Below are 24,990 nucleotides of genomic sequence, written 5' to 3' on the forward strand. Positions count from 1 at the left end.
AGGGCGGGACCGCGATGGTCCCGCCCTTCGTCATGCGCCGTCCCTGAGGGCGGCTTCCCAACGTTCCCTGAGGAGCTTGCTCTGCAAGCGTCTTGAAGGGGTGCGTGACGTGGCCCAGATGGTGGAGGTGGCGGGAATCGAACCCGCGTCCACTGGCAGACAATCAGGGCTTCTCCGGGTGCAGTGCGCTATGGATTTTCTCGGCCCCGGGGCTCGCGCGCACACGTTCCCCGACAGGCCCAGTCGCGTAGGAGTCCCGCAGTGCCCCGCGACATGGCACTGCAGCAAGATCTCTAGCTGACGCTGGGATCTAGGTCGAGATCACACCTAGGCCAACGGACTTCGGGCTCGCTCAGGCGGCGAGGGCGAAGTCGGTGCGCTTGGAATTGGCACCTATTGGGTTTGCACGGGGCGTTGACGAGATGACCGTGCATCCTCGACCCGCTTCCCCTGAAGGACCGGCCAGTGTCGAAACCGATCACCCCCATGGGATGGACACGTCACGCTGTTCAGTTGTGGTCACTCAGTATGGACTCAACGGCGGCCGGGGCCAAACACATTCCCGTCTCGCTGGTGGAGGTGCGAGCGCCCCCAACCCGCTGGTGGAGGTGCGAGCGCCCCCACCCCGCTGGTGGAGGTGCGAGCGCCAGCGAGCCTTGACACCCAGGTCTCGAGGCTCCTTCGTCGCTCCTCGACCCACGTCGCGGGTCAGCGCCGCCGCTTGAACTGGTCGGACATCGCCCGCTCGGCCTCGCGCCGGTCCTGCCGCTCGCGCAGCGTGTGCCGCTTGTCGTAGGCCTTCTTGCCCGTCGCCAGGGCGATCTCGACCTTGACCCGGCCGTTCTTGAAGTACAGCGACAGCGGCACGATGGTCCGACCGCTCCCCTGCGCCTTGACCATGATCTTGTCGAGCTCGGCGCGGTGCAGCAGCAGCTTGCGACGTCGGCGCGGCGTGTGGTTGGTCCACGTGCCCTGGACGTACTCGGGGATGTGCACGCCCTCGAGCCACAGCTCGTCGCCGTAGAAGATCGCGTAGCCGTCGATCAGGCTGGCCCGCCCCATGCGCAGCGCCTTGACCTCGGTGCCCATGAGCGCGAGGCCGGCCTCGTAGGTGTCCTCGATGATGTAGTCGTGACGCGCCTTGCGGTTGCGTGCGACGACGAGCTCACCCGTCTCGGTCTTCTTGGCCATGGGTCTCCCCCTTCGCTGCTCGTGGTGGTCGAGGGGTCACGGTACCCCGACGGGACAACCGGATCGCCACCGGTTTTGTGCCCGAAGGGAGGTCAGAGCCAGCCGCGGGGGTCGACCGGGGTGCCGTTGGCCCGGGTCTCGAAGTGCAGGTGGCAGCCGGTCGACGTGCCGGTCGTGCCGACGTAGCCGATGACCTGACCGCGACTGACGTGACCGCTGCGGACCGCGAAGGACTGCAGGTGGTTGTAGGTCGTCGCGAGCGAGGAGCCGCGCTTGATGCCGTGGTCGATGACGATCTGGTTGCCGTAGCCACCGGTCGAGCTCGGCGGGTTGGCCGCGATGACCGTGCCGTCCGTCGCGGCGTAGACCGGGGACCCGCAGGCGCCGGCGTAGTCGCGCCCGGCGTGCAGCCGCCACGTCTGGTGGATCGGGTGGAAGCGCAGGCCGAACTCGGAGCTGACCGGCGCATTGCTGGGGGCCTGCAGGACGCCGCTGCTCGTCGGGGCCGGCGGGTTGGGGTCGGCCGGCGCGGCCGACCCGGTGTCGTCGCTCGAGGTCGACTGCTGGGCGCGACGCCGGGCGTCGGCCTCGCGGGCCGCCTGCTCCTCGCGCGCCTTGCGGATCTCGGCCTCGCGGATGCGCGCCTTGCGAGCCCGCTCCTCGAGGATCTTGGTCAGCTTGTCGGACTCGGCCTGCAGCCCGTCGACCTTCTTCTGGTCCTCGCGCTTGGCCGCGCGCAGGTCGGCGGCCTGGGTCGTCTGGTCGCTCTCGAGGGTCTCGAGGCTGCGTTGGGTGCGGTCGGCCTTGTCGCTGGCGGTGCGGGCCGCGGCGAGCTTGGTCTCCTTGGTCGCCTTGGCGTCGCTGGTCTTCTTGCGCAGGGCGCTCAGCTTGTCGCCCGTGGAGACGAGGTTGGCCCGCGAGGTGCTCAGCTCCTCGAGCGCCGAGCTCTGCGAGTCGCCGACCGACTCGGCCATGATCATCTTGTCGACGAAGGCGCCCGGGTCCTCGCTGCCGACGGCCACGGACATGCTGCCCATGCCCTGCTGCTGGTAGACCTGCCCGGCGAAGCTGGCCACGGCTCGGCGCGAGGTCGTGATCTTCGAGCTCGTCGACTTCAGGTCCCGCTCGGCCTTGTCCTCGTTGGCCTTGGCCAGGTCGTAGGCCGCGACCGCGTCGTCGTACTCGCCCTTGGCCGTCGTCTCCGCCTGCTCGGCCGACTTCGCCGCGCTGCGGGCGCCGGGGAGCTTCGAGCGGGTGGACTTGAGCTTGGTGTAGGCGTCGAGCAGGTCCTTGGACGTCTCGTGCAGGTCGCCCTGGGCGTCGGAGAGCTGGCCGTCGACGCGGTCCTTCTCCTGCTGCGGGTCGGGGTCGGCGGCGAAGGCGTAACCCGCTCCGGTGAGCAGGCACACCGACAGGGCCGCACCGGTGAGGGCACGGGCGCGTCGGGTGGCGAGGGGACGGGCTGGGCGGGGCATCGCGCTCAACGGTAGACCCGAAGGGGGCCGGTGAACAGGACCCTGCGCCGCTCGGCGTGGCCGCGCATCACACCCGCAGGTAGCGCCACAGGGTCACCGTCGAGGTCCCGATGGCGAGCACGACGACGCCGACGAGCAGGAAGGGTGCGATGACCCACACGTCGTTGGACGAGATGAAGGCCGTTCCCGAGTTCTCCTGCAGGAGATATCTGTCGAAGAGCGCCCAGGCGGACACCCACAGCAGGCCGATCGCCATCAGCGCCCCGATCAGCCCGGAGGCGACCGTCTCGATGATGAAGGGGGTGCGAATCGTGCGGTTGGACGCGCCGACGAGCTTCATGATCGCGATCTCACGGCGGCGGGTGAAGGCCGCCTGCCGGATCGTCGTCGCCATGAGCAGCACCGCCGAGACGAGGGTGAGCGCGGCCAGCCCGACCATCACCGCGGTGATGATGTTGATCGCGCGGAAGAGCGGGGAGAAGACCTCGCGCAGGTTGGGCACGCTGGCGACGCCCGGCGCTCCCTCGAAGGCGGAGGCGACGGTCTCGAACTCCTCCGGGTCGGACAGCTGCACGCGATAGCTCGGCGGGATGTCCCCGACCCGGATGTGCCCGGCGAGCGGGGAGTTCTTGTAGTCCTGCTTGAAGCGCGAGTACGCCTCCTCCTCGGACTCCCAGTAGACGTCCTTGACGAGCGGCTCCATCTCCTCGAGCTGGGCGGCCACGGACTCGCGCTGGTCCTGCGTTGCCGCCCCCGTGGAGCAGTTGGGCTGCGCCGAGGTGTCGGTGCACATGTAGATCGAGACCTGGACGCGGTCGTACCAGTAGCCCTTCATCTGGTCGACCTGGCGCTGCGCGAGCAGACCGACGCCGAGCAGGTAGAGCGAGATCATCGTCACGAGGATGACCGAGACGGCGATCGACTTGTTGCGCCGCAGGCCCTCCCAGGCGTCGGCGAAGACAGACGGCTTCATCGCAGCAGGTCCTCCGCGTCGTCGTCCCAGTCGTCCAGTGCGTGCACCTCGCCGATCGGTCGGTCCTCCTGGGGCGGCAGCGCCCCGTCGTCGTGGTCGTCGTCGTGGTCGTCGTGGGCCCGGTCGGCCTCGCGCTCGTCGCGGTCGCGGGAGTCGACGGCCTTGGGCACGTAGCTGCCGCCCTCCTCGTCGCGGATGATCACGCCGTCCTCGAGCTCGACGACGCGCTTGCGCATCTCGTCGACGATGACGTTGTCGTGGGTGGCCATGACGATCGTCGTGCCGGAGTCGTGGATGCGGCGCAGCAGCTGGACGATGTCCAGACTCGTGGCCGGGTCGAGGTTGCCGGTGGGCTCGTCGGCGAGGAGCACCGGCGGCTTGTTGACGACCGCGCGGGCGATGGCCACGCGCTGCTGCTCACCGCCGGAGAGCTCGTGGGGCATCCGCTTCTCCATGCCCGCGAGGCCGACGAGCTCGAGGGTCTCGGGCACGAGCGCCCGGATCGCGCGGCGGGGCCGGCCGATGACCTGCAGCGCGTAGGCGACGTTTTGCTGGACCGTCTTGTTGGGCAGCAGCCGGAAGTCCTGGAAGATCGTGCCGACCTGGCGACGCAGCTGCGGCACCTTGCGCTGCGGCATCTTGCGCAGGTCATGACCGCCGACGAGCAGCCGCCCGGAGCTGACGACCTCCTCGCGGATTGTCAGGCGCACCAGGGTGGACTTGCCGGAGCCGCTGGCGCCGACGATGAAGACGAACTCACCGCGGTCGATGTTGAGGTCGATCCCGTCGAGAGCGGGGTGGCTCTGGTTGGGATATCTCTTGGTGACGTTCTCAAAACGGATCATCAGGTGCTCGGGGCCTTACGCGGACGAAGGGGGTGAACGGCCGCCTGCAGGATATGTCGCTTCGCTGCGAGGCCGTGACACCCGCGTGACCTCGGCGCGTTAGGTGGCCGCCCTCAGCCGGTCTACCCGGGTGACGGGTCAGCGGTGCCCGGCCCAGGCGGGCTCAGCAGGCCGGCGACCCGTCTCAAGTCGCAGACCGTCGACGACCCGGTGAGGTGCGAGTGCATGAGGTCAGGCTATGACCGTCACGGCGCGCCTCCAGGTCCGCGACATCTCACGCGGCGACCCGGGTGCACGTCCAGTGTGGCCGGCGACCCTCTGTGTCGCTGACCAGCCGGAGCGAGCGCGTGGCAAGCCGCAGCCGCTCCCCGGTGTCGTAGGCGACGAGGATGGTCTCGCCGACGGCCGTGGACGCAAGATCTGCCCCCGGGGCAAGGACTCGGCCACGGCCCAACGCGTGGACCAGAGCGCCACCGCGGTAGCGGATCGAGTCGGCGTCCGTCCGGACCGTGAGCACCTTCCCTCCGGTCGCACCGAGGACGCGCCCCTACGAGCGCGTCGATCATCTCGACCGACGGCGTCTCGGCGACCGGCGACTCGTGGAAGTCCCAGAAGTCCAGGTGGAAGCCCGACATCATCACGTCAGCGAGCGCTGGCTAATCGCGCTCCAGATCCATGCCCTGCGACGTCACAGGGCGTCACGCTGAGCGAGCCGTTCCGATCCTTCAGCCGTGATGTCGAACCACGCGACGTCGCCGACGCCCACGATCACATCGTCAGCCCCCAACCATGCCTGGGCGACGCGGTGCGCGTGGTCCCGGGAGACGCCGGTCCATGGGACAAATCCTTCCGCGGTGAGATCGCCCGGCACCAGCCAACCCGCATGCAGGGCCTCAACCGTGAGACCGATGGCCAGAGCCCTGGTCGCGACGGGGTCATCGAGGCCGGCCGACAACGCCAGCGAGTACACCCCCGCCGCCGACTGCCAGTCCTCCTCGCATGCGGTCAGAAGGTCGATGTGGAACTGGCTGAAATGGTCGGCCACGTCAGTCCTCGATTCGTGATGACAACCGTCTGATGCGTCCGTCAGAGAGTCCGACGGGCTTCGAGAGCAGCCTTCGCCTTCGTGACCGTCTCGCGCACGTCCCCTTCCGAAGGGGAATCACGGGACCTGAGCTCCGGGTCGGACTCGTACTCCTCCATGACGTAGAAGACCTTTTGGAGGATGCCGTACAGGGCCAGATCGTCGACTCGCTTGTCCTCGCTGTATGCAGACCAATAGCTGGCAAACATGTCAGCCGTTCCGCAGCGCCCTTCCAAGAATGCCGTGAAGATGTCGATGTACGTCTCGTCGTCGACCGGGCTCACAGTCCCCCCTTCTCGGTGTGGTTGCTTTCCCAGTCGTCGGGTCGGTGCTTGAGGTCGTGGGCAGCCTTGGCCACGATGTCCCGGAAGGTGCCCTCGTCGATCTCGTCGTCATCGCGCTCTTCGCCGTCGGGAAGATCCGCATCCAGCACGAGATCCTCGAGGCCGAAGAAGACCCGTTGGAGGATGGCGTAGCGGACGTGGTCCCCGAGGCGAGCGTCCGATGTCATGGTCGCGTGGAACTGCGACCGAAAGGCCGCAGCCTCGACGGCACCGCTGAGGAAGGCGTCGAAGAGCGCTGCGTACGTCTCGTCCAAGACTCCGAGTTCGTCATTCATGGCATCTGGCCCCATCCCGCTAGGCGTTCGGTTCGTACATCACCACGGTGGGCCCGTACTGCTCGATGACTTCGACGACGATGTTGCGGTCAGGGAAGTCGGCGGCTGCCCTCGCCCGCCAGCACGCGGCGACGAACTCAGCGGCCATGTTGTCACTGTCGTCAGGGCCCTCCCCTTCCACCTCGAGCTCGTCCCAGACGACGAAGTGGTTCACCACACGGGACAAGGCCGCTCGATCGTCTCCAAGACGCTCACGCCAGTCATCGAGTGTCTTCTGGGAGAAACCGGAATATCGAGCCTTGATGAGCACCAGCCCGTCGACTTCAATGAGCTCCGGGAAGGCGATGTCTGCGACAGCGACGAGGCCAGCCACGCCCACCTTGTACTTAACGTACAAGCCCACGTTCCCGGGCGGCTCGAGTCCGTTGACCCAAGCTGCCACCGTGGGGTCCTCCATGGCATCGAATCGCCTCACCGGTTGTCCGCCTCCCTTCGCAGTAGCCCGTGTCCCGCGGCCTGCCGGATCTCGAAGGACGGCTCCGGCGCGTTCGGGCCCGCTGGCGTGAAGATCCGCACCCGCGCCGTGGCAATGCTGATCCCGCCGTTGCTCTCCCCCGCCCACAGCACGTGCTGGCCGATCGCGAGACGTGCCTGCTCGACATCGGTGAGACCACCTCCCCCAGACGCAGAGCACATCATCCCGGAGGTGAAAACGACCACCGCGTCACCGACGACCACGCCCACCGGCGGGCCCTCCACGACCGAGCTGACCTGCTGGCCCACGAGCTCCGAATACGGAGCGACCGGGGCGACCGTGCGCTCCAGCGCCCGCTCGGCGACCATCTCGAGGAACTCCCGAGCCGTCTGTCCGTGGGCCTCGTACGCGTACCCGTTGTGCAGGGCAGCAAGTGCCTCGTCGAGCGCCGCCCCTTCGTTGGTCGAGACCAGTTGGTCGACCTCCCGAGGCACCCGCGCGCAGAACACCGGGTCCGCCGTGTACATGGCGAGGACGTCCTCCGCATCACCGAAGATGTCTTCATAGTCCTGGTTGAAGCCGCCTGACAGCAGGTCGGCCAGCGCCGGGTACTCGAGCTTGAGATCCACGCGTCGCTCCTTCAGGCGAGAGGGCCGCCTCCCCGCTACCGGCACTCCTGATCAAGTGGACTGGCTGCCTTCCCAGTCGTCGGGTCGATGCTTGAGATCATGAGCGGCGTTGGCCTGACGCGGCTGGCTGCAGGACATCCGGGTCAGGTCCAGCCATCGACGAAGCCGACACGCACGTGCGCCCCAGCACTTCAGGCTGAAGGAGACGAAACGGCGGCCATCGCACCGATGACCCGCACCTGGGCTGTGGCCAGCCAAGCTTGGTCGTCTTCCACGAAGGCCGCAAGGATCTCGTGGCCAACCAGACCATCGATGCTGGGCTCTCCATCTGCTGGAACGTCGTAGTAGTCAACTCCGTTATCGACACTCACTTCTCCCTCGAACACGACTTCCGAACTGGCAGTCCGGATACTGATCGGCGCCGACCACAGCACCTGCGTGACGTCACGTCCCACCAGCGCGCTGATCTCGTCAGTCGTCGGAGCCTCGGCCCGGACCTGTGCCACCACGGCAGCGAGCCAGTCTCCTCCGGTCAGGCCGTCCTTGGCATAGTCGTAGCAGTTACCCATCTCTTGCAGGGCATCGTCCAATGCCTCGCCCTCGAATTGAGCCACAAGCCGATCCACCTCGCCGGGGATCCGAGCGCAAAATATCGGCTCAGGGGTGAAGGCGCTGACTACTGCTTGGGGTGACCCATCGAGCTCCCAAAAGTCCTGATTGAAGCCAGCGCTCATCAAGTTGTGCAACGCCGGGAAACTGAGCTCAAGCGACATGCTCATCAGCCTACCTAGGGAATCGGGTGGGACGTAAGGATTCGGTACCCCTTCGGCATCTTCGGGTCGGGCACGATGACGACTCTGCTACCAGTTACGTCGGAAGCGCTCGTCCCGCCCTTCGGAACGTGCCGTCCAGTGGGGTAGTCGTGCTGGGAGTCGAACGATTTCGACTCATTCGGCTTCGCATTCTTCAGCCACTTCTGAATCTGCTTCTCGTGTTCATTCACGTTGTCCGCGATTGCACGCTCGGCGCGAGCATTCGACGGGTAACTCGAAGTCGGCACTGGCTTGTCCCCGTTCGCCCGATTGATCATGTCTTGATCCGATTTGCCGACGTGGTCCCGTTGGACGTGCCCCGGTCCCCGCTTCGACCCCTCAGTCGTGCGCCCTTCGTGTACGTCGAGGCCACCTCCAAGGTCCTTCTTGTTGCGCCTGGCTGATGCCCAGTCCAAGAACTCGTCGTACTTTCGACGGATGGCGCCCTCCGCGTCGTCCCACTTCTTCTTACCCCAGGCCGCAACGTCGTCCCACTTCCTCTTCTGAACCGCACTGGGTTGGTTGGAGTCTCCATCGTTTGGAAACGAGGATGTACTCATGCCGAAGGACACCACCCCGGGGAAGCCGACCACGCGTCGCTACAGCCCCGACGAGAAGGCCGCTGCGGTGCGGATGGTCAGGACTCTGCGCGCAGAGCTAGGCACAGAGCACGGCACGGTCCAGCGCGTCGCCCAGCAGTTGGGGTACGGCACCGAGTCGGTGCGGTCCTGGGTCCGTCAAGCTGATATCGACGAGGGCCACGTCGCGGGCATCAGTACCAGTGACGCGGCGAAGATGAAGGCTCTGGAGCAGGAGAACCGTGAGCTCAAGCGCGCCAACGAAATCTTGAAGAGGGCCGCCAGTTTCTTCGGGGCGGAGCTCGACCGCCAGCACAAGAAGTAGCCGCGTTCATCGACGCCAACCGCGACGACGTCGTCGCGGGTCGGCGGCTGGGGGTCGAGCTCATCTGCAGCGTGCTGCAGGTGGCCCCCAGCAGCTACTACCAGGTCAAGAGCCGGCAGCCATCGGCCCGTGCCCGACGTGACGCGGTGATGGGCCCGGTGGTGCGGCAGCTGTGGGAAGCCAACTACCGGGTCTACGGGGCACGGAAGATCTGGAAGGCCGCGCGACGCTCTGGTCACGACATCGGCCGCGACCAGGTCGCCCGGCTGATGCGCGCCGAGGGTATCGAGGGCGTGCGGCGCACCAAGCGGGTGCGCACCACCACGCCAGACCCGGGCATGCCGCGGCACCCGGACCTGGTGGGCCGCGACTTCACCGCCACCGCGCCGAACCAGTTGTGGGTCACAGATCTGACCTTCGTGCCGACCTGGGCCGGCGTCGCCTACGTCTGCTTCATCATCGACGCCTACTCCCGCACGATCGTCGGGTGGCGAGTCGCCTCGCACATGAGGACCACGATGGTCCTCGACGCCATCGAGATGGCCAGGTGGTCACGCGGCACCCAGCTCGACGGGCTGCGGTGTCACAGCGACGCGGGCAGCCAATTCACGTCGATTCGCTACGGAGAACGACTGGCTGAGATCGGTGCGGTGCCCTCGATCGGCACCGTCGGGGATTCGTACGATAACGCCCTTGCCGAGACCGTGAACGGCTACTACAAGGCCGAGCTAATCCGCGGCCCCGCACGCCAGGGACGGCCCTGGAAGAGTATCGAGGATGTCGAGCTCGCCACCCTGTCCTGGGTCCACTGGCACAACCACGACCGCCTCCACGGCTACCTGGGCGACGTCCCGCCAGCAGAGTTCGAGGAAGCGTTCTACGCTACGCAACGGTCCGACCACCCCTTGGTCGGAATCCAATAGCCCGAGCCTCCATCAGACCCAGTGCGGTTCATTCAGCCAGGGAGCGGCGTTTTCGAAGAGCTCCTTGAGCGGCTTGCGGAAGCGCTGCAAGACCTTGCCGATACCCCAGGGCAGCGCGCCGACGACCAACCAGATCAGGTCGTCCAGAGCGGCGAGAGGGTCGTTCAGGAATTTCTCGATCGCCGCCTTCGGGTCACGCAGGAACTCGGCGATCTCGTCGAGAAGGTCGAGGACAGTCATGATCGCCCCGACGATCATCGCAATCGTGCCGAGCGCCGCCACGATCGCGGCGACCTCGAGGCCGACGAAGAAGAGGACGACAGCGATGACGATCACCGCCACGACCCCGATGATCAGCTGACCCCACCACGGGATGTCGTCCCATCAGTCACCGATGCCCTCGAGCAGGTCGAGGAAGCCGTCCCAGAAGTCGCTGAGCATCTTGCCCAGATCGATGTCCGGCCAGTCGATGTCCGGCAGGTCCCAGTCCCACCCGTCGAAGGGGGTTGAGGTCCGGGAAGTCGAAGTCCGGCAGGTCCCAGTCGGGCCAACCCCAGCCGCCGCCACCGCCGCCGCGACTCCCTTCGCCATCGCTGGCACGGACCTGGTCCTCAGCCTGACGACGCAGCTCAGCCCCCGCGGCACGCAGCGTCTCGGCCGCCTGCGCCACCTGCGGTCCGGCCTCCGACCACCCGCTCTCGAAGGTCCCAAGGTCGGGCCCCTCCCACACCGCGGCCAGGACCTTGAGCATCGCGTTGCCGTCGTCCTGGATGCCCGAGACCTGCTTGCCCAAGGACTCGATGCGCTCACCGGCCGCACGAACAGCCTTGGGCTCCAGCCCTTCCTGCACGCTCATGAGTCCTCCCCGAAGTACTCCGCGACCGCCTCGATGTCCGCGACGTCTCCGGCCACCAGCCGGCGCACCTCGTCGGCAAGATCGCCCGGTTCGACACCCAGCATCCGCACTCCCCCGACGTCCGCGCGCACGGCGACCAGTCCCTCGTCCGTGACCACCCACTGGCGCAGCGCGAGCCCACCCAGCATCTGCATGATGCCTTCCGCCGAGCGAGCCTCACGGCGCCCCGGACTACGCAGCACGACCACCTCGGTCTCCGGTTCCCGCAGCATCTCGGCCAGCCTCGGGTCCACGCCCGGGACGGAGGCCAGCGCGTCCGCAGACTCGTCAGCAGTCGGCTCGTCGGACATCTCGCCGAGCAGAGCGGCGAAGGCCCGCACCATCGCCTCGTCCGGCCGCAGGTCGTCGCCCTGGTGGCCCTCGGTCAGCTCCGCCGGGGACAGCCAGCCCCCGTCACCCGTCGGCGCGCCGACACCGGCCGTCGCGCCCACCGGGCCCGGATCACGCTGGTCAAGTGAGACCGCCTCCCCGCCGAAGGGGAGGTCCGTCGCCGGGACCGGGACACCGACCTCGTCAGCCACCCGGTCATCGGCCCGCAGCGCGTCGACCGGTGGCAAGACCCGCGCCACCGCGTCGAAGACCGCCTCGGGCCGCACGATCTGCACGAGGACCCGCGGCTCCCGGGTGACCCCACCCTCGCCGATCACTCGCTCGCGAGACGTCTCCAGCAGGCAGAGGTTGCCCATCACCGACAGGGTGGTGCGAAACCGCATCGCGCCCGAACGGGCGAGCACCTCCAGCCGGGCGTCGGCGCGCGACAGGCCCGCCACGACGTCTCTCCACAGCGGGGTGAGCTCTCTCCCCTTCGCCATGCCCCGCTCACCGAGCTCGGCCCAGACGGCGCTCGACGCCCCCGGCCGGCGCCCGGCGTCGAGCACGACGTCCCACGCCTCACGACTCATGGCCGTCGCCTTGACGGCCGTCCCCTTCGGGTCCATGCGCCACCCCCTGATGGTCCGTGGACCACCGTAGAGGCATGACGGGCGTCACGAAGTGGGGAGAACTCCCCATCGAGTCCCGGGGAGCGGGAGGATCAGTCCTCGGACTTGGCCTGCTCGATGCGCCAGCGGATGCCGGCCTCGATGAAGCCGTCGATGTCACCGTCGAAGACCGCGGACGGGTTGCCGGTCTCGTGCTCGGTCCGCAGGTCCTTGACCATCTGGTACGGGTTGAGCACGTAGGAGCGCATCTGGTCGCCCCAGCTGGCCTTGACGTCGCCGGCGAGCTCCTTGCGCTCGGCGGCCTCCTCGGCCTTCTTCTGCAGGAGCAGTCGCGACTGCATGACGCGCAGCGCAGCGGCGCGGTTCTGGATCTGCGACTTCTCGTTCTGCATCGACACGACGATGCCGGTCGGGATGTGCGTCATGCGCACGGCGGAGTCGGTCGTGTTGACCGACTGGCCGCCGGGGCCGGAGGAGCGGAAGACGTCGATCTTCAGTTCGTTGTCCGGGATCTCGATGGAGTCGGTGCCCTCGATGAGCGGGATGACCTCGACCGCGGCGAAGGAGGTCTGGCGCCGGCCCTGGTTGTCGAAGGGGGAGATGCGCACCAGGCGGTGGGTCCCCCCTTCGACCGAGAGGTTGCCGTAGGCGTAGGGGACATTGACCTCGAAGGTGGCCGACTTCAGGCCCGCCTCCTCGGCGTAGGAGGTGTCCATGACCTTGGTCGGGTATCCGTGGCGCTCGGCCCAGCGCAGGTACATGCGCATGAGCATCTCGGCGAAGTCGGCGGCGTCGACGCCACCGGCGCCGGCGCGGATCGTCACGACGGCCTCGCGCTCGTCGTACTCCCCGGACAGCAGCGTGCGGACCTCGAGCTCGCTGACCGACTTGGCGACCTTGGTCAGCTCGGTCTCGGCCTCGGCGAGCGTGTCGGCGTCGCCCTCCTCGGTCCCGAGCTCGACGAGCGTCTCGAGGTCGTCGATGCGCGAGTCCATGCCGACGATGCGGTCGCGCTCGGCATTGGCCCGCGACAGCGCGGAGGTCACGCCCTGGGCCGACTCGGGGTCGTCCCACAGGTCGGGGGCGGCGGCCTGCTGCTCGAGGTCGCTGATCTGCTGCTCGAGCGCAGGCAGGTCGGTCACCTCGCGCACGGACGCCATGGTCGTGCGCAGGTGCTTGATCTCGGTCTCGAAGTCGACAGCCACGACAGGTCACCTTACGGCAGGGGTGGCCCGCTCCCCTACGTCGGCTGGGCGCTGCGTCGCTCGCGCGGGTCGCTGGCGATGAACTGGTTGATCCAGCGGGCCCTGGGGTCACGGTCGATGAGCAGGCTCTTGACGAGCAGGGTGCACGGGATGGCGAGGAGCGCGCCGAGGGCGCCGAAGACGTAGGCCCAGAAGACGAGCGAGAGGAAGGCGGTTGTCGCGTTGATGCCGACGGCGTCACCGGTGAACTTCGGCTGGAAGATCGACTGGATGACGAAGTTGACGACGCAGTAGATCGCGATGACCCAGATCATCGTCGACACCCCGCCCGACAGCAGCGCGATGAAGGCCGGTGGGATGAGGCCGAGGACGAAGCCGATGTTGGGGATGTAGTTGGTGACGAAGGCGAGCAGACCGAAGGTCATCGCCAAGGGCACGCCGAGCCAGACAAGGGCGAAGTAGTCGATGACGGCGACGATGATGCCGAAGACGGTCGAGACGATCCAGTACTTGCGCACCCGGTAGCCGAAGTCGACGAGGGCGTCGGCGACGTCGGGCTTGTGCCGGTGGATGGCCGACAGGCGCCCCTTGAAGCCGCCGGCGTCCATGACGAGGAAGATCATCACCGTCAGCAGGAAGAGCATCGTCGTCGTCAGGCCGGTGATCGTGTTGGCGAGCGACGTCGCCAGGCCGGTGAGGTTGCGCAGGTCGAAGTTGGAGATCGCCTCGTCGATCTCCTGGGCCTCGATGCCCTGCTCGAGCAGCAGGTCACGTCCGTCGCGCACCAGCCCGGTGAAGGTGCTCGTGTACTCCGGTCTGGCCAGCTCGGTCGCGAAGCGGCTCGCGGCCAGGCCAATGGACGCTCCGAGGAAGGCGAGGATCCCGTAGAGCATGACGATGAGCAGCAGCCCGGAGATGATCGAGCCGAGGAAACGGCGCAACACCTTGTAGACCGGGTAGACGGCGATGATCAGGGTCATCGCGAGGAAGGTCGGCGCGATGATGCCCGACACCTCCCGCAGGCCGGAGATCGCCACGGCTCCGGCGGCCAGCCCGAGCAGGATCGTCAGGGTCGGCGACAGCGACACCCGCACCCGCGACTCCTCCTCGGGCGCCTCGTGCTCATGGGTCGGGTCGGGCGTCCGCACCTCGGCAACGGGGATCGTCTCGGCGTCGTCGTCGGCCTCGTCGGCCGGCCGCACCTCCCCGTCGGTCGTGTGCACGACCTCCTCGCCTTCACGCTCGCTGAGGAGCTCGCTCTGCGAGTCCCCATCACGCTCGCTTGGGTCCCACGTTCCGCGTGGGCGGAGCTCGCTCTGCGAGTCCCCATCCCGGTCGCTGAGGAGCTCGCTATGCGAGCGTCTCGAAGCGACGTCCGAAGGGGGGTCCGTCACCTCGTCCTGCACCGGCTCCGCGTCGGGCTCCTCCTGGACGGGCTCCTCCACGACATCGGCCTCGACACCGTCCGGCTGCGCGTCCTCACCCGACCGTTCCTGCTCCACGCGTGCATCCTCCTGGGACGAGATGGTGCGGTCTCCCCGCGCGCTCATCGTGTCACCTTGAGGGTCCGTGTGGGAGCAGGGCGGTCAGCCGTCGACGAGCCGCACCAGACGACCGTGGTCGAGGTGTCACCGCACAGGCCGTCTCAGAGCCGATGCATCCGCACCAACGACCTGCGGCTCGCGGTTGGCCGCGCGGCCCTACCGCCCTTTCAGCCCGTGAAGGGACTCTGGTCGTCGCTTGCGAGCCAGTCCTTGTACCGCTGGACGCTGGCCAGCCACTCGTCCTCGGTGTAGCGCTGCTTCACCAGGTGCCAGTCAGGGATGTTGTCCCAGTCGCGGGGGTGCCGCCGCAGGTCGTTGATCCACGTCTCTTCGGTGGGCTCGCGGTCGTCGAACATCACGGGCTGGTCGTAGTTGAACGTGAAGTGGTACTCCCGAGTGGCTTCGACAGTGCACTCCATGGAGAACCACGTGCCCTTGCCCGGCTGGTACATCACCTTGTGCAAACGCATCGACTCGATCGTTGCGATGTCGGGAAGGAATCGGTGCCCGTCAGCGCCATCGGCACCGAACCACATGGCGTCAAACGTCGTAACACCATCAAGCGACGACACCTCGGCTTGAATCCGGACCCACCCCTCAGGTGCTTCATCCACCAAGCTCCTGGCGATGGCCTCCTGCTTGTCATTCACTTGCGACATGCCCATCTCGGACACCTCAATTCTCTATCAACGTACGGCCTTGGTGCTTCCCGTCCTTCGTCCATTCGACCATGAAGGCCTCGGGCCGTTTGGAGTCGCCTGAGTAGACCGGGATGACCTTGGACTCGATCCGTGGCGGTGGGTTCTCCTTCAGCAGCGTCCGCCACTGGTTCTCGAGACGGGCGTAGTCGGACTGGTTTGCTTGCTTCGACATGGCGAGCAAGTTGATGCCCTCGCCCGGACCGCCGACGCCCTTGCCGAAGATGTGCCCGCCTTGGTCGCCCGGCAGCCGGTCATCTCCACCGGCTTTGCGTTGCTGGTAGCCGCTGCGGTGACCCTGGTCGTCCGTCAGGACACCGTGTGCCTCGGTGACTCGACCGTGCTCGTCGGTGACGTACACGAATCGGTTGTCGACGACGTAGGTGCTGTTCGGTTTCGGATTGTTCAGTTCCTTGTTCCAGTTGAACTTCTTGCCGCTGTCGACGCGAACTGCTCCCTCTGGGATGTCGTAGGAGCCGACTTTCTTCACCGGGTCGCGTCGGATCCCCCGGTAGATGTCTTCGACTTCATCGGCCACTCGCCTCGCACCGCGGCCGCCAAGGCGACCGACAGGCCCGAGCAGGACAGAGGCCGCCAGGTTGGCGCGGCCGCCGTTCGAGGACAACTCCCTCTTCCAGTACCCCTTGGGGTCCTGGGCCATGTCACCCCACGAGCGGATCTCGTCGGCCGCGGTGGACGCACCAAACCGCGACAAGGGGTTGTCGGATGGGATCGCGAAGGGGGTGCCGGGAACCGGGATCACGTAGTCCAACTTCGGGACCGACTCCACGAAGTCGGCTGCGCCATCAATCGCATCCAGTGCGTCCGCGCCGCGCTCGGTGAAGATCACCTCGTGTTGCCACCAGTCGTTGGCCGCGTCGACCGCTTCGCCGGGGGTGGGCGGTACCGGGATCTCCACGCCAACCTTCCCGACCTTGCGTTTGACGTCTGCCCACCAGTTGCTAATCGGGTTGTCGGCAAAGGGCCCAGCGGGCGGTAGCGCTGTCGACGCGTTCACCCACGAAGGACGCCTCCCGTCGAGCCCTCGCAGAAGCTCACGCACATCGTCGAGGGGATCACGGCCAGGAGGCGTTCGCCCGTGCCCGCCGGGCACCGCCCCGCCACTGGATGCCCGATCTTGCTGCTCAGCCTGCTCCTCCAAGAGCCGGGCAAACGCAGACAACCGGTCCGCCGCAGCCGTCAGCTGCGGCGACGCCTCCCGCCAATCACTGGCAAAGACCTCCGTGTCGTCGCCGACCCAGGACTCCACCAACGTGCCCAGCTGCGACGACCCTGCCTGCTCGACACCCGCGACCTGCTTGGACAGCCCCGACAGACCAGCGGCGATCTCACGCAACCTGCCGGTGTCCGCCCCGTGCGTGACCTGCGCGCTCATCGGGACCTCACCCCTTCCGGCCGTTGCGGGGCAAGAGTGGCCTGCCCGGCGGGCGCTGGGCGGGGCTCCTCCCCGAGGGCGGCGGCCTCCTGGGCGAGACCGGAGAGGTCACCGACCGTGGACTCGGCCTCGTCAAGCACGCTGCTCGCCTTGTCCCGTTGGCCCGCCTGCCACGCTGCGTGGACCTCGTCGCGCCACAGCATCTCGCTCAAAGGTTCGGCGAGCAGACCCTTGCGAGCCGCCCACGAAGCTCCTGCAGGGTCACCTGCGCGCAGGCATCGTTGGGCGAGCTCGTGGGCGATGTCGGCCACCGCGGCGCTGATCTCCCACCGGTCATTGATCGCCCAGGAGAACCGGCCCTCGGGTGTGGCGTCGAAGGGCTGGCCGGTCACGAGTGTAAGCGCCTCACGGACTCGTGGTGAGTCCGCATCGGCCAAGGTCGTTCCCACCAGCTTCCGTAGGTGCTGCCAGTCGACGCTCACGTCCTCCAGCTGCAGGTGCAAGGCATCCCCCTTCGCCTCGCCGTCCGTCAACGGATGCATCCACTGCTGCGTCTGGCGCACGGCCCCGTGCACGTCGTGCTCCGGCAGCCCGAGCAGGTGGGCGACGCCCGCGAGGTCGGAGCCCGGGTGAAGGGCGATCAGGGCAACCAGCTCGGTGGCCAGCGCCTCGTCCTCGGGCAGCGGTCCGGTGCCGGTCACCTCGACACGACCCAGCACCCGTATGCGCGAGTGCTCGTTGGTGAACTGCGCGAGGCTGGTCGTCTCTTCGTCGGCAGGCCCCGCGGGACGGGCGAGGCTCTTGCGCGGCAGCGTCTGCAGGGTCAGGGGATCCACACGGGCGCCTTGTGACCAGCCGGGCCCCGGGACCGGCTCATGGGAGGTCGAGCGGAGCAGCTCAAGCAGGTCCATGTAGTCGGGGCGAGCCAGGAGTGGTGGGCGCACCATCATCCCGGTGGGGTCGAGGATCCCAGCGAGCGTGCCCCCGCTGGCGTCCACGGTCAGCGACCACTGAGACAGGCCTTCGGACCTCGAGACGACGGCCAGCGCCCCCGCAGGTGCCTGCGAGCGCAGGGCTCGAAGCCGCTGCACCTCGGCTGCGCTCAGATCGGTACCGACCAGCAAGACGTGCGGCGATCCAGACCTTGCACTGCCTTCCCAGCGGTCCAGGACCTCACCGACGTCGGGGGTGTACGTCACGTCCGGGAGCCCGAGCGCCTCCACGAGGTCTGCGCCGGCCCCCACCAGGCTCACCTGCGGTCGATCATGTGCCGAGGTGGCCAGGTCGATGGCGATGGCGGCCAGCACCGCGTCGACGTCGGGGCCGGCGCCGGCAAGCTGCAGCGCACCGATCTGCTCGAGGTTGATGAAGATGTGACCGCCGTCGTCGTCCTGCCCGAGAGTCACCAGGCAGGGCCACGGGCTGGAGCCGTCACCGGTGCCGGCCGGCGCGCCGGACCGGTCGAGCACCCAGGTCCCTCCACCGGCCGGGACCCACGGGTGGGGCACGGCCAGATCCTCCTCCACGACATACACCTCGATCGTCTCGGCACTCAGGCGTGCCGCGCGAAGGGAGGGAAGCGCCCCGGGAGCGCAGCGACGTGCCAGATCAGCCAACGCCGCATAGAGGTCGCGCGGCGCAGCCTCGTCGCCTTCGGCCTCGAGCCGTGCCAGTGCGCGGCTCGCCGCGGTCGACGGCACGACCAGGCGCCAGCCGGGCGGGCGGGTGCGTCGCTGACGTCGTCGTCGTGAGCGCACCAGCGCCAGGGCACCGGCACACGCGATGACGCCCAACCCGACGGTGGTAGCGGTGCTCGCGGTGCCGGCGACGGGTGCCGCATCCGCGGAGCCTTCGCTGCCACCTCGCAGGTCAGCGGCGGGTTGTGCCCGCACGGGGCTTGGACCTGCACCGTGCCGAGGAGGGGCGGCGCCGCTCATCTGCTGCTCGAGGTCCGCTTGGGCGGGATTCGGCTGTGCTGCTTCCCCTTCGGCGTGGCCGCTGACGACGGTCTGCGGGACCACGACCTGCCACCCGGGGCGGATGGAGTCGCCCGCCCGCAGGCGACCGCCATCGGGCTGCACCACGTGAGCCGACGCCTCGACCAGCTCTGGGTAGCGGTGGCCGTCGCCCAGCTCCCGTTCGGCGATCCCCCACAGGGTCTCCCCGGCGCGGACGGTCACGGTCTGCACGGGCTCCGGCTCGGGCTGAGCAGCCGGGACCGTCGCGCTGGCCCGGACGACGGGGCCCGGGTCGGCCTGGGCCACGGCAGGTGTCCCGACGGCGAGCATCGCGGCAACGGCACCCGTCATGGCCGCGGCGCGACCTTGCTGCCACGACAGGCCGGGAAGTCGTGGGGCCGGGACTCCGCGGATGGCAGCGGGGATCTCCACGAGGAAGGAGAGCGTCAGGCTCGCCCACACCAGCCAGCCGGCGACGGTCACGATCCCGATGAGCAGCGTGCCGTCGTCCGGGCGGGTCAGTGCGCCGCCGACCTCTTCGAGACTGGGCAGCTGCGACGGAAGGGGGTTGCCGCCCAGCACGATCAGGGCGAGCGGCAGCCCGACGAAGATCAGCACGATGCCCAGCAGTGAGGCCAGGCCGCGTGCCAGCACCGTGGTCCGGGAGGCGGGCGCGTTGCTCATGGCGCGCTCCCGGGGGTGACGCGCTCCAGATCGGTCACGGCGGTCGCCGTGAGGGTGTCGGGCTGCAGGATGGGCATGATCTTCGGCGACCACGACTGGGTCGTCGTCACGCTCACCTGGCTGCCGCTGACGGTGACCTGACCGTCCATGCCGGTGGAGTCAAGGTAGGCCTCCGCGGCCTCCGCGGCGCGTTGCGGGTCGACCCCGTCGGACCGTCCGGAGATGACGCCGGTCGTCACCTCCTGGGCCGCCGCACGGCCGGTCTCGTTGGCGACCATCGTCACCCGTCTGGCCTCGTTGGCCTTGTCGGCCACGTCGTAGACCAGCCCTCCCACGAGCATCAGGGCGCTGCCGATGACCACGGTCCACACCGCCGCATAGCCGCGCTCGTCACGCAGACGCCGTCGCGTCTCCCCCACTGCGTTCACCTTCCTCGGTATCGGTCGATCGGGCTGACGGCCTCACCGGTGAAGGTGCGGTCGTTGGTCGGGACGAGAGCCGCCAGGTCCGACAGCGGCACCCGGCAGGAGACGTCCACGCTGACCTGGCCGGGCGTGCCCACCGGGGTCGCGAAGCCGCTGGTGTCGACGGTGACCGTGACGTCCTCGCACGACATGCCCTGCTGGTCGAGGTATTCGCGGGCCGCGGTCTCTGCTGCCGGCTGCGCCTGGGACGCCTCGCGCTCGATCGACGCCGCGCGGGCTGCGCTGAAGGCCGCCCCGTCGACGTGCGACGTGGCCATCGCGGTGCGTCCGAAGATGCCCACCAGCGCGAGCATGCCGACCAGCACCGGTGCACAGATCGCCAGCTCCAGGCTGATGCTCCCCCGGTCCGACCTCATGGCTGCGTCACCCGCTCCACCGGAGCGTTGATCTCGGCGCGCACGTCGGGCATGGGGACCAAGGGGACGATCGAGGGGGCCGAGGCGGTCACGGTCGCGGTCACCGTCGTCGCCGACCGGGAGACCCTCAGATCGGCATCCTCCATGGCCGACACCCCTGACAGGTACCTGCGTCCGGCAGTCACACCGTCGGCGTCGGCCGCCCCCTGCACCCGCGCGCTCTCCACCGCGATCTGCGCGGCGTTGGTCGCGGAGGTGTTGGCCATGAAGTACGCGGCCGCCTGGACGATGACCATCGTCGCGAAGATGATGACCGGAGCCAGCACGGCACCCTCGAGCGTCACGACCCCGTGGTCGGCGTGAAGCCGACCCGAGGTGCGTGGCGCGTCCACGTGTCGTGGCGAGAGCATCATGACTGCAGCCGTTCACCGGGTTACGGGCTGGGGATCTGGTCGGCCCAGTCCTCGAGGTTGCCGGTGATCACCGCGGCGACGGTGACCACGACGGCCAGGACCAGCGCGCCGAGGATGACGTACTCGAGGGTCGTCAATCCGGCCTCGGGGTCCTGGCCGCGTGCCTCGACCGCCCGGTCGAGGCGGCGCACGGGAGCCATGCACAGCATGGCGATGACGGTGAAGAAGCGAAGCATTGGGTTCCTCCCTGGTGGTGGTGCTTTCGGTCAGTTGGTCAGGTCGAAGGGGGTCAGCCCGGTGAGAGCTGCATGGCTGCGGGGATGAGCATGGCGATGAGGAAGAGCACGGCCAGTGCGGCCAGCGGGATGCCCATCGACGAGGTGGCCGCGTTGGCTGCCGTCTGCTCGCGGGTCAGCAGGCGGTCGCGCATCGAGGCCGCGCGGGCGAGCAGGTTGTCGCTGACGCTGGCGCCCGAGTCGTTGGCCAGGCGGATGATGTCCGCGACCTCCTTCAGCTCGGGCACCCCCGTGCGCCCAGCGAGCCGCTCGAGCGCATCCCACGAAGTCTCGCCGGCCCAGCGGGCCAGCCGCAGCTCCTCACGGATGCGCAGGAACATCCACGAGTCGGACTTGTGCGCCGCCGAGTCCAGTGACGCCACCAGCCCAAGACCCGCCCTTCGGGCGATGGCCACCAGACGCAGGTACGACACGGACGCGTAGGCGAAGTCCTCACGGCTGTCCCTGGCCCGGTCGCGCACGCTCAGGTCCGGCACGAACCACGCGAAGGCCGCGAACAGCACCCCGATGCCGAAGGGGATGACGAAGCCGAGCCCCAGGAGCATCGGCAGGAAGGTGCACGCCAGCAGCGACGCAAACGTGGCGATGACCTTCTTGCCGTAGTGGACCTCCACCGGGATCTGCAGCAACTCCAGGTCGGCCTCTGGGGCCCGCAAGAAGGCGTACCGCTCGGTGCGCGCCAACGCCCACGAACCCAGCCGCTCGGTCCGCGTCAGCTCACCCCTCGGCGCGCTGCGGGCACGGTCGGCGCGCAACGTGTCAGGCCGCAGGCGCTCGACTGCGGCGTCCAGGGCCGGGCTGGACGGCGTCAACCCCGCGATGACGAAGGTCAGACCGATGCCCGTGACCGCGGACAGCAGCATGGCCAGCACGAGCGGGCTCATGATCGCCCCTCGCTCGGGGCGGGCGTGACGAGGAACCGCGCCAACGGCTTGACACTGGCCACGCGCTTGAGCCAGTACAACGCGCCGAGGAAAAGCATCGCCAGCAGCAGCAATCCGACCTGACCGTTGGGCGTCCGGTACTGCGCGCCGATCGGGGTGACGAAGACAAACAGGGCGAGCACCGCGACCACGATGACCGTGATCAGCCGCGCCTGGGTGCGCGCCCCCGCGCGGGATGCCTCGATGTCCCGGCGGGCGCGCACCTCCTCGGTCACATCGGCGGCGATACCGCTCAAGGCCTCGCGCAACCCGGCCCCCTCGTGCTGCGCTGCCTGGATGAGGGCCGTGGCCACGAAGTCACCGACCTGGTTGTCCAGGTCGTCGGCGAAAGCGTAGAGCGCGTCCGTCAGGGGACGCCGCGCATGGATGCGGCTGATGAGCATGTCGACCTGCGGCCGGATCTGCTGCGGGCACGAGGTGCGCGTGGCGATGATCGCGCTGGCAATGCCTTGCCCCGCGCCGATGACGCTGGCCAGAGAGCGCACCCACTCCTCGACCGCCTCGAGCTGCTCCGGGGTCGTGCCGCGGTCCACGCGCATCAGCCACGGCAGGGCCACGGCAAAGACGGGCAGGATGACCAGCGCGATCACCCACCCGTACAACGCCAGCAGCAGCCCGATCACGGCCCCGATGAGCAGATTGCGCCGGTCGGTCGCGCTGAAGGTCGCCGTGCGCGTCCGCTTGGGGCGAGAGGCCGGGGCGGGCGGTGAGGTCCACCCGGCGACCACGAGGGTCAACCCAAGGGCCAGGCCATCGCCGAGATGATCACCAGGCCCGTCATCGCGCTCCCCGATCGCGGACCAGCAGGTCGGGAGCTGGCCCCCACGTGCTGGCTGCAGGGTCCAACCAGCCGGCGTCGAATCCGTGACGCTCCACGTCGCTGATCCACGGGGGCAGCGCTCCCGTGGGGCGGGCGCGTCCGAACTCGTCCGGTTCGAAGATCCTCGTGTGGGCCACGTGCGTGTCTCGCGAGACCTCGAGGGCGACGACCTCGTCGACGTGACGCCACTTGCGTCCACCCTCCAGGTGGGACTCGTCGACTAGTGAGATGTGCACGATCAGGTCGACGTTCTGCGCCACCAGCCGGTAGCCGAAGGCAGTGTCGAGGTTGCCCCGGGCGCGGGTGATCAGCGTGACCAGACGCTCGACGGTGTCCAGCGCCGAGTGGGCGTGCACGGTCGAGACAGATCCGCGTCCGCCCTGCATGGCCTCCATCATCGCCATGACCTCCTCGCCGACGACCTCGCCGACGACGATGCGCTTGACGTTCTTCTGCAGGCTCAGCTCGATCAGTCGGGTCAACGAGACTTCGCCGACAGGGCGACCGTCGACACCGACCTCGCCGCCGCTCTGTGCCTCCGCCGCCCACACGCGCTGGTGCCGGTGCGGCAGGCGGTGCATCAGCAGCTCGTACTGCGCCTCGATCGTGGCCAGGCGCTCGTTGGGGTCGAGCTCGTTGAGCAGCGCTCGCACGAGAGTCGTCTTGCCCGAGCCCGCGTCACCAGAGACCATGACGTTCTTGCCGGCCCGGATGGCCGCTGACAAGAAGGCGTGCAGCGAGTCATCGATCGCACCCAGCGCCTTCATCTGTGCCAGGTCGGTGTCGATGTACGGGTGCTTGCGGATCGTCACCGAGGGCCGGTGCGACAACCAGGCCTCGGCGGCCATGCGCGACCCGTCCGGCAGTGCCAGCCGCAGCCACGGTCGGACCATCGAGAACTGCTGCTCGCCGGTGGCCGAGGTGCGTGCTAGGTGCTGGATCTCCGAGATCAGGTCGGCGTCGCTGTCCGCGACCGGCGGACCGGTCTCCAGGGAGCCGTCGCTGAACTCGAGCGTGACCCCGTCGTGCCCCTCGATCTCGATGTTCTCGATCCCCGGCAGGTCCAGCAACGGCTGGAGTCGCCCGGCACCGAACATCGAGTCCAGCACTGCCCCGCGCAGAGCATTCTGGGCGTCCAGGGCCAATGGCCCCTCACCACGCGCGATCCGGTCCTGCACCCAGTCCTCGATGGCCTGCATCGTCAAGCGGGAGACCGTCGCCCGATGCCGGGACTCGTCCAGCACGGTGTCGGCGGACACCAGCGTCAGGGCAGCACTGACCTGGCTGCGCAGGTGCTGCACCGCTTCCCAGTCCACCCGCTCCAGCCGCTCCAGCGCCTGGCGGATCTGCCCCTGACGATCACCGCTGAGTACCTTCGCGGCGCGGCCCACCTCCAGGCGGGAGGCGGCGACCACCGGGACCTCACGCGTGTCCTCGTCGTCGCCATCAGGACCTACCCCACGAGGAGACGACGAGGGTGGCGGCGGCACCGGCGCCCCACTGCCGGATGCACCGGGAACGGCCCCGGCCAGAGCACGGGCACTGGGTGCCGGGCGCTGCGCGAAGAGCGGAAGGTCGGTCGGCTGCAACGGATCGGGCTGCTGCTTGGGGCTCATGCGCCGCCCCCTGCCACGGCCAGGTACTCGTTTGCGCCGCGGGTGTGCTGATCCACCGCACCGATCAGGCGACGCACGCTCAGCGGGTACCGCCCCCGCTTGCCCCAGGTACGTGACCCGGCGGCCTTGCCATCCCGAGCCACACCCGCCAGCACCGGGATACCCGAGGTGATCCCACTGATCTCGCGGGCGCCGTACGGGCGGTGGGACTCCCCCTTCGCATTGCCCAGCACCGGGACCACCGCCAACCGGTGGCGGGCACCGATGGCATCGAGCTCGTCCGCCAGCACCGGGGCACCGACGGCCAGCGTGTTCAACGCCGACAGCGTCGTGTCCGTGAAGAGCAGCACCGAGTCCGCGTGGGACCACAGCTGTGTCGAGGGCCCCGCCGCCCCCAAACGCCCAAGATCCACCAGGACGTCGACATGGGACTCCCGACTGATCTGCGCGAGCGCCTCGGCCAGCGGCCCGAAGACCGATACCAACGAGCGCATCTGTGCCACGTTGCCCACGGTCGGGACCAACCACGCGCCGCGAGGACGCTGCGGTAGCGGGATCGCCAGCTCCCAGATGCGCGGCACGTACTCGTGCCCGGGATGACGGGCCAGATCGAGGATGGAGCGGTTGTGCGGGTGCGCGCCCTGCCACCCGATGCACAGCATCGCCGAGCCCCCAGCAGGGTCGACTTCCACCAGCAGGGTCGGACGGTCGCTGACCTGAGCCCAGGTCAGCGCCGTCGAGGTCACGCCCGGCGAACCACTCAGCGACGTCAGGATGTGAAGCGCCACC

General features: G+C 68.5%; 29 protein-coding genes, 1 other RNA gene and 1 other annotated feature. Of the genes, 1 reads left to right on the forward strand and 29 read right to left on the reverse strand.

What is annotated here, in order from left to right; genetic code table 11:
- Window positions 1–119: 119 nt before the first annotated feature.
- From ssrA to H7A72_RS11030, 13 genes are all read right to left on the reverse strand, one after another.
- Window positions 120–486: a transfer-messenger RNA gene (ssrA, locus tag H7A72_RS10970) on the reverse strand.
- A gap of 222 nt (window positions 487–708) precedes the next feature.
- Window positions 709–1,191 carry an SsrA-binding protein SmpB gene (gene smpB / locus H7A72_RS10975; RefSeq protein WP_185220531.1) on the reverse strand — a complete coding sequence of 161 codons (483 nt, stop codon included), beginning with the start codon at window positions 1,189–1,191 and terminating at the stop codon, window positions 709–711.
- A 92-nt stretch (window positions 1,192–1,283) separates the two neighbouring features.
- Complete coding sequence (locus H7A72_RS10980) at window positions 1,284–2,666, reverse strand: M23 family metallopeptidase (protein ID WP_185220532.1); 1,383 nt, start codon at window positions 2,664–2,666, stop codon at window positions 1,284–1,286.
- A 67-nt stretch (window positions 2,667–2,733) separates the two neighbouring features.
- A complete protein-coding gene (gene ftsX / locus H7A72_RS10985; RefSeq protein ID WP_084452181.1) occupies window positions 2,734–3,639 on the reverse strand; it encodes a permease-like cell division protein FtsX in 906 nt (301 codons plus the stop codon).
- Window positions 3,636–4,484 carry a cell division ATP-binding protein FtsE gene (gene ftsE / locus H7A72_RS10990; RefSeq protein WP_185220533.1) on the reverse strand — a complete coding sequence of 283 codons (849 nt, stop codon included), beginning with the start codon at window positions 4,482–4,484 and terminating at the stop codon, window positions 3,636–3,638. Before ftsE ends, ftsX begins: the two co-directional genes overlap by 4 nt.
- Window positions 4,485–4,758: 274 nt before the next feature.
- The gene (locus tag H7A72_RS10995) at window positions 4,759–5,001 is read right to left on the reverse strand and encodes a hypothetical protein (protein ID WP_185220534.1); all 243 of its coding nucleotides are present in this window, start codon (window positions 4,999–5,001) and stop codon (window positions 4,759–4,761) included.
- Between the two features lie 171 nt (window positions 5,002–5,172).
- Window positions 5,173–5,529 (reverse strand): hypothetical protein, encoded by a 357-nt coding sequence (locus tag H7A72_RS11000; RefSeq protein ID WP_185220535.1) that lies wholly within the window; start codon window positions 5,527–5,529, stop codon window positions 5,173–5,175.
- 41 nt (window positions 5,530–5,570) lie between these two features.
- Window positions 5,571–5,852, reverse strand: a complete 282-nt coding sequence (locus tag H7A72_RS11005) for a hypothetical protein (RefSeq protein WP_185220536.1) — start codon at window positions 5,850–5,852, stop codon at window positions 5,571–5,573.
- Window positions 5,849–6,187 (reverse strand): hypothetical protein, encoded by a 339-nt coding sequence (locus H7A72_RS11010; protein ID WP_185220537.1) that lies wholly within the window; start codon window positions 6,185–6,187, stop codon window positions 5,849–5,851. Before H7A72_RS11010 ends, H7A72_RS11005 begins: the two co-directional genes overlap by 4 nt.
- Window positions 6,188–6,206: 19 nt before the next feature.
- Entirely contained in the window at window positions 6,207–6,662 is a 456-nt protein-coding gene (locus tag H7A72_RS11015) for a hypothetical protein (RefSeq protein ID WP_185220538.1), read from the reverse strand.
- Window positions 6,659–7,291: a contact-dependent growth inhibition system immunity protein gene (locus H7A72_RS11020; RefSeq protein WP_185220539.1), complete on the reverse strand. Its 633-nt coding sequence runs from the start codon at window positions 7,289–7,291 to the stop codon at window positions 6,659–6,661. The genes H7A72_RS11015 and H7A72_RS11020 overlap by 4 nt, the downstream gene beginning before the upstream one ends.
- A 191-nt stretch (window positions 7,292–7,482) precedes the next feature.
- On the reverse strand, window positions 7,483–8,064 hold the full coding sequence (locus tag H7A72_RS11025; RefSeq protein ID WP_143445589.1) for a contact-dependent growth inhibition system immunity protein: 582 nt from the start codon (window positions 8,062–8,064) through the stop codon (window positions 7,483–7,485).
- Between the two features lie 14 nt (window positions 8,065–8,078).
- Window positions 8,079–8,663 (reverse strand): RNase A-like domain-containing protein, encoded by a 585-nt coding sequence (locus tag H7A72_RS11030; RefSeq protein ID WP_185220540.1) that lies wholly within the window; start codon window positions 8,661–8,663, stop codon window positions 8,079–8,081.
- On the opposite strand from H7A72_RS11030, the gene H7A72_RS11035 reads away from it, so the two are divergent.
- Window positions 8,662–9,929 (forward strand): IS3-like element ISTesp1 family transposase gene (locus H7A72_RS11035; protein ID WP_143445633.1). Its coding sequence is split into 2 segments (ribosomal slippage): window positions 8,662–8,965 and window positions 8,965–9,929, totalling 1,269 coding nucleotides; the frame shifts between segments, so codons are not numbered across the junction. The genes H7A72_RS11030 and H7A72_RS11035 overlap by 2 nt on opposite strands.
- Window positions 8,961–9,095: a sequence feature (AL1L pseudoknot), on the forward strand. It overlaps the preceding gene by 135 nt.
- Before the next feature lie 12 nt (window positions 9,930–9,941).
- On the opposite strand, the gene H7A72_RS11040 is transcribed toward H7A72_RS11035, so the two are convergent.
- The 16 genes from H7A72_RS11040 to H7A72_RS11115 all read right to left on the reverse strand — a co-directional run bounded on the left by H7A72_RS11040 (window position 9,942) and on the right by H7A72_RS11115 (window position 24,989).
- Complete coding sequence (locus tag H7A72_RS11040) at window positions 9,942–10,271, reverse strand: hypothetical protein (RefSeq protein ID WP_185220541.1); 330 nt, start codon at window positions 10,269–10,271, stop codon at window positions 9,942–9,944.
- A 46-nt stretch (window positions 10,272–10,317) separates the two neighbouring features.
- Window positions 10,318–10,785, reverse strand: coding sequence for a WXG100 family type VII secretion target (locus H7A72_RS11045; RefSeq protein ID WP_185220542.1), 468 nt, complete (start codon window positions 10,783–10,785; stop codon window positions 10,318–10,320).
- A complete protein-coding gene (locus tag H7A72_RS11050; protein WP_185220543.1) occupies window positions 10,782–11,783 on the reverse strand; it encodes a hypothetical protein in 1,002 nt (333 codons plus the stop codon). The genes H7A72_RS11045 and H7A72_RS11050 overlap by 4 nt, the downstream gene beginning before the upstream one ends.
- Before the next feature lie 95 nt (window positions 11,784–11,878).
- The gene (gene prfB / locus H7A72_RS11055; RefSeq protein WP_185220544.1) at window positions 11,879–12,991 is read right to left on the reverse strand and encodes a peptide chain release factor 2; all 1,113 of its coding nucleotides are present in this window, start codon (window positions 12,989–12,991) and stop codon (window positions 11,879–11,881) included.
- Window positions 12,992–13,026: 35 nt separating this feature from the next.
- A complete protein-coding gene (locus H7A72_RS11060; RefSeq protein ID WP_185220545.1) occupies window positions 13,027–14,214 on the reverse strand; it encodes an AI-2E family transporter in 1,188 nt (395 codons plus the stop codon).
- Between the two features lie 488 nt (window positions 14,215–14,702).
- Window positions 14,703–15,209 (reverse strand): hypothetical protein, encoded by a 507-nt coding sequence (locus tag H7A72_RS11065; RefSeq protein WP_185220546.1) that lies wholly within the window; start codon window positions 15,207–15,209, stop codon window positions 14,703–14,705.
- A gap of 1 nt (window position 15,210) precedes the next feature.
- On the reverse strand, window positions 15,211–16,629 hold the full coding sequence (locus H7A72_RS11070) for a DNA/RNA non-specific endonuclease (RefSeq protein WP_185220547.1): 1,419 nt from the start codon (window positions 16,627–16,629) through the stop codon (window positions 15,211–15,213).
- Window positions 16,626–19,271, reverse strand: a complete 2,646-nt coding sequence (locus tag H7A72_RS11075) for a LysM peptidoglycan-binding domain-containing protein (RefSeq protein WP_185220548.1) — start codon at window positions 19,269–19,271, stop codon at window positions 16,626–16,628. The genes H7A72_RS11070 and H7A72_RS11075 overlap by 4 nt, the downstream gene beginning before the upstream one ends.
- Window positions 19,268–19,690, reverse strand: a complete 423-nt coding sequence (locus H7A72_RS11080) for a TadE/TadG family type IV pilus assembly protein (protein WP_084452138.1) — start codon at window positions 19,688–19,690, stop codon at window positions 19,268–19,270. The genes H7A72_RS11075 and H7A72_RS11080 overlap by 4 nt, the downstream gene beginning before the upstream one ends.
- Window positions 19,691–19,695: 5 nt before the next feature.
- Window positions 19,696–20,112: a TadE/TadG family type IV pilus assembly protein gene (locus H7A72_RS11085; protein WP_185220549.1), complete on the reverse strand. Its 417-nt coding sequence runs from the start codon at window positions 20,110–20,112 to the stop codon at window positions 19,696–19,698.
- Entirely contained in the window at window positions 20,109–20,504 is a 396-nt protein-coding gene (locus H7A72_RS11090) for a TadE family protein (protein ID WP_185220550.1), read from the reverse strand. The genes H7A72_RS11085 and H7A72_RS11090 overlap by 4 nt, the downstream gene beginning before the upstream one ends.
- Before the next feature lie 41 nt (window positions 20,505–20,545).
- On the reverse strand, window positions 20,546–20,761 hold the full coding sequence (locus H7A72_RS11095) for a hypothetical protein (RefSeq protein WP_084452132.1): 216 nt from the start codon (window positions 20,759–20,761) through the stop codon (window positions 20,546–20,548).
- Window positions 20,762–20,814: 53 nt separating this feature from the next.
- On the reverse strand, window positions 20,815–21,705 hold the full coding sequence (locus tag H7A72_RS11100) for a type II secretion system F family protein (protein ID WP_185220551.1): 891 nt from the start codon (window positions 21,703–21,705) through the stop codon (window positions 20,815–20,817).
- On the reverse strand, window positions 21,702–22,388 hold the full coding sequence (locus H7A72_RS11105; protein WP_185220552.1) for a type II secretion system F family protein: 687 nt from the start codon (window positions 22,386–22,388) through the stop codon (window positions 21,702–21,704). Before H7A72_RS11105 ends, H7A72_RS11100 begins: the two co-directional genes overlap by 4 nt.
- Window positions 22,389–22,542: 154 nt before the next feature.
- Window positions 22,543–24,201 carry a CpaF family protein gene (locus tag H7A72_RS11110; protein WP_185220553.1) on the reverse strand — a complete coding sequence of 553 codons (1,659 nt, stop codon included), beginning with the start codon at window positions 24,199–24,201 and terminating at the stop codon, window positions 22,543–22,545.
- Entirely contained in the window at window positions 24,198–24,989 is a 792-nt protein-coding gene (locus H7A72_RS11115; RefSeq protein WP_185220554.1) for a hypothetical protein, read from the reverse strand. Before H7A72_RS11115 ends, H7A72_RS11110 begins: the two co-directional genes overlap by 4 nt.
- Window position 24,990 lies beyond the last annotated feature (1 nt).

The organism is Janibacter sp. YB324, assembly GCF_014217915.1.
GTDB classification, from domain to species: Bacteria; Actinomycetota; Actinomycetes; order Actinomycetales; family Dermatophilaceae; genus Janibacter; species Janibacter indicus.

Bases quoted from the DNA above. Each gene is read 5' to 3' on its own strand.
- smpB (WP_185220531.1), bottom strand. From the start codon at position 1,191: ATGGCCAAGAAGACCGAGACGGGTGAGCTCGTCGTCGCACGCAACCGC.
- H7A72_RS10980 (WP_185220532.1), bottom strand. From the start codon at position 2,666: ATGCCCCGCCCAGCCCGTCCCCTCGCCACCCGACGCGCCCGTGCCCTC.
- ftsX (WP_084452181.1), bottom strand. From the start codon at position 3,639: ATGAAGCCGTCTGTCTTCGCCGACGCCTGGGAGGGCCTGCGGCGCAAC.
- ftsE (WP_185220533.1), bottom strand. From the start codon at position 4,484: ATGATCCGTTTTGAGAACGTCACCAAGAGATATCCCAACCAGAGCCAC.
- H7A72_RS11010 (WP_185220537.1), bottom strand. From the start codon at position 6,187: ATGAATGACGAACTCGGAGTCTTGGACGAGACGTACGCAGCGCTCTTC.
- H7A72_RS11025 (WP_143445589.1), bottom strand. From the start codon at position 8,064: ATGTCGCTTGAGCTCAGTTTCCCGGCGTTGCACAACTTGATGAGCGCT.
- H7A72_RS11030 (WP_185220540.1), bottom strand. From the start codon at position 8,663: ATGAGTACATCCTCGTTTCCAAACGATGGAGACTCCAACCAACCCAGT.
- H7A72_RS11045 (WP_185220542.1), bottom strand. From the start codon at position 10,785: ATGAGCGTGCAGGAAGGGCTGGAGCCCAAGGCTGTTCGTGCGGCCGGT.
- H7A72_RS11050 (WP_185220543.1), bottom strand. From the start codon at position 11,783: ATGGACCCGAAGGGGACGGCCGTCAAGGCGACGGCCATGAGTCGTGAG.
- H7A72_RS11070 (WP_185220547.1), bottom strand. From the start codon at position 16,629: ATGAGCGCGCAGGTCACGCACGGGGCGGACACCGGCAGGTTGCGTGAG.
- H7A72_RS11075 (WP_185220548.1), bottom strand. From the start codon at position 19,271: ATGAGCAACGCGCCCGCCTCCCGGACCACGGTGCTGGCACGCGGCCTG.
- H7A72_RS11085 (WP_185220549.1), bottom strand. From the start codon at position 20,112: ATGAGGTCGGACCGGGGGAGCATCAGCCTGGAGCTGGCGATCTGTGCA.
- H7A72_RS11095 (WP_084452132.1), bottom strand. From the start codon at position 20,761: ATGCTTCGCTTCTTCACCGTCATCGCCATGCTGTGCATGGCTCCCGTG.
- H7A72_RS11100 (WP_185220551.1), bottom strand. From the start codon at position 21,705: ATGAGCCCGCTCGTGCTGGCCATGCTGCTGTCCGCGGTCACGGGCATC.
- H7A72_RS11110 (WP_185220553.1), bottom strand. From the start codon at position 24,201: ATGAGCCCCAAGCAGCAGCCCGATCCGTTGCAGCCGACCGACCTTCCG.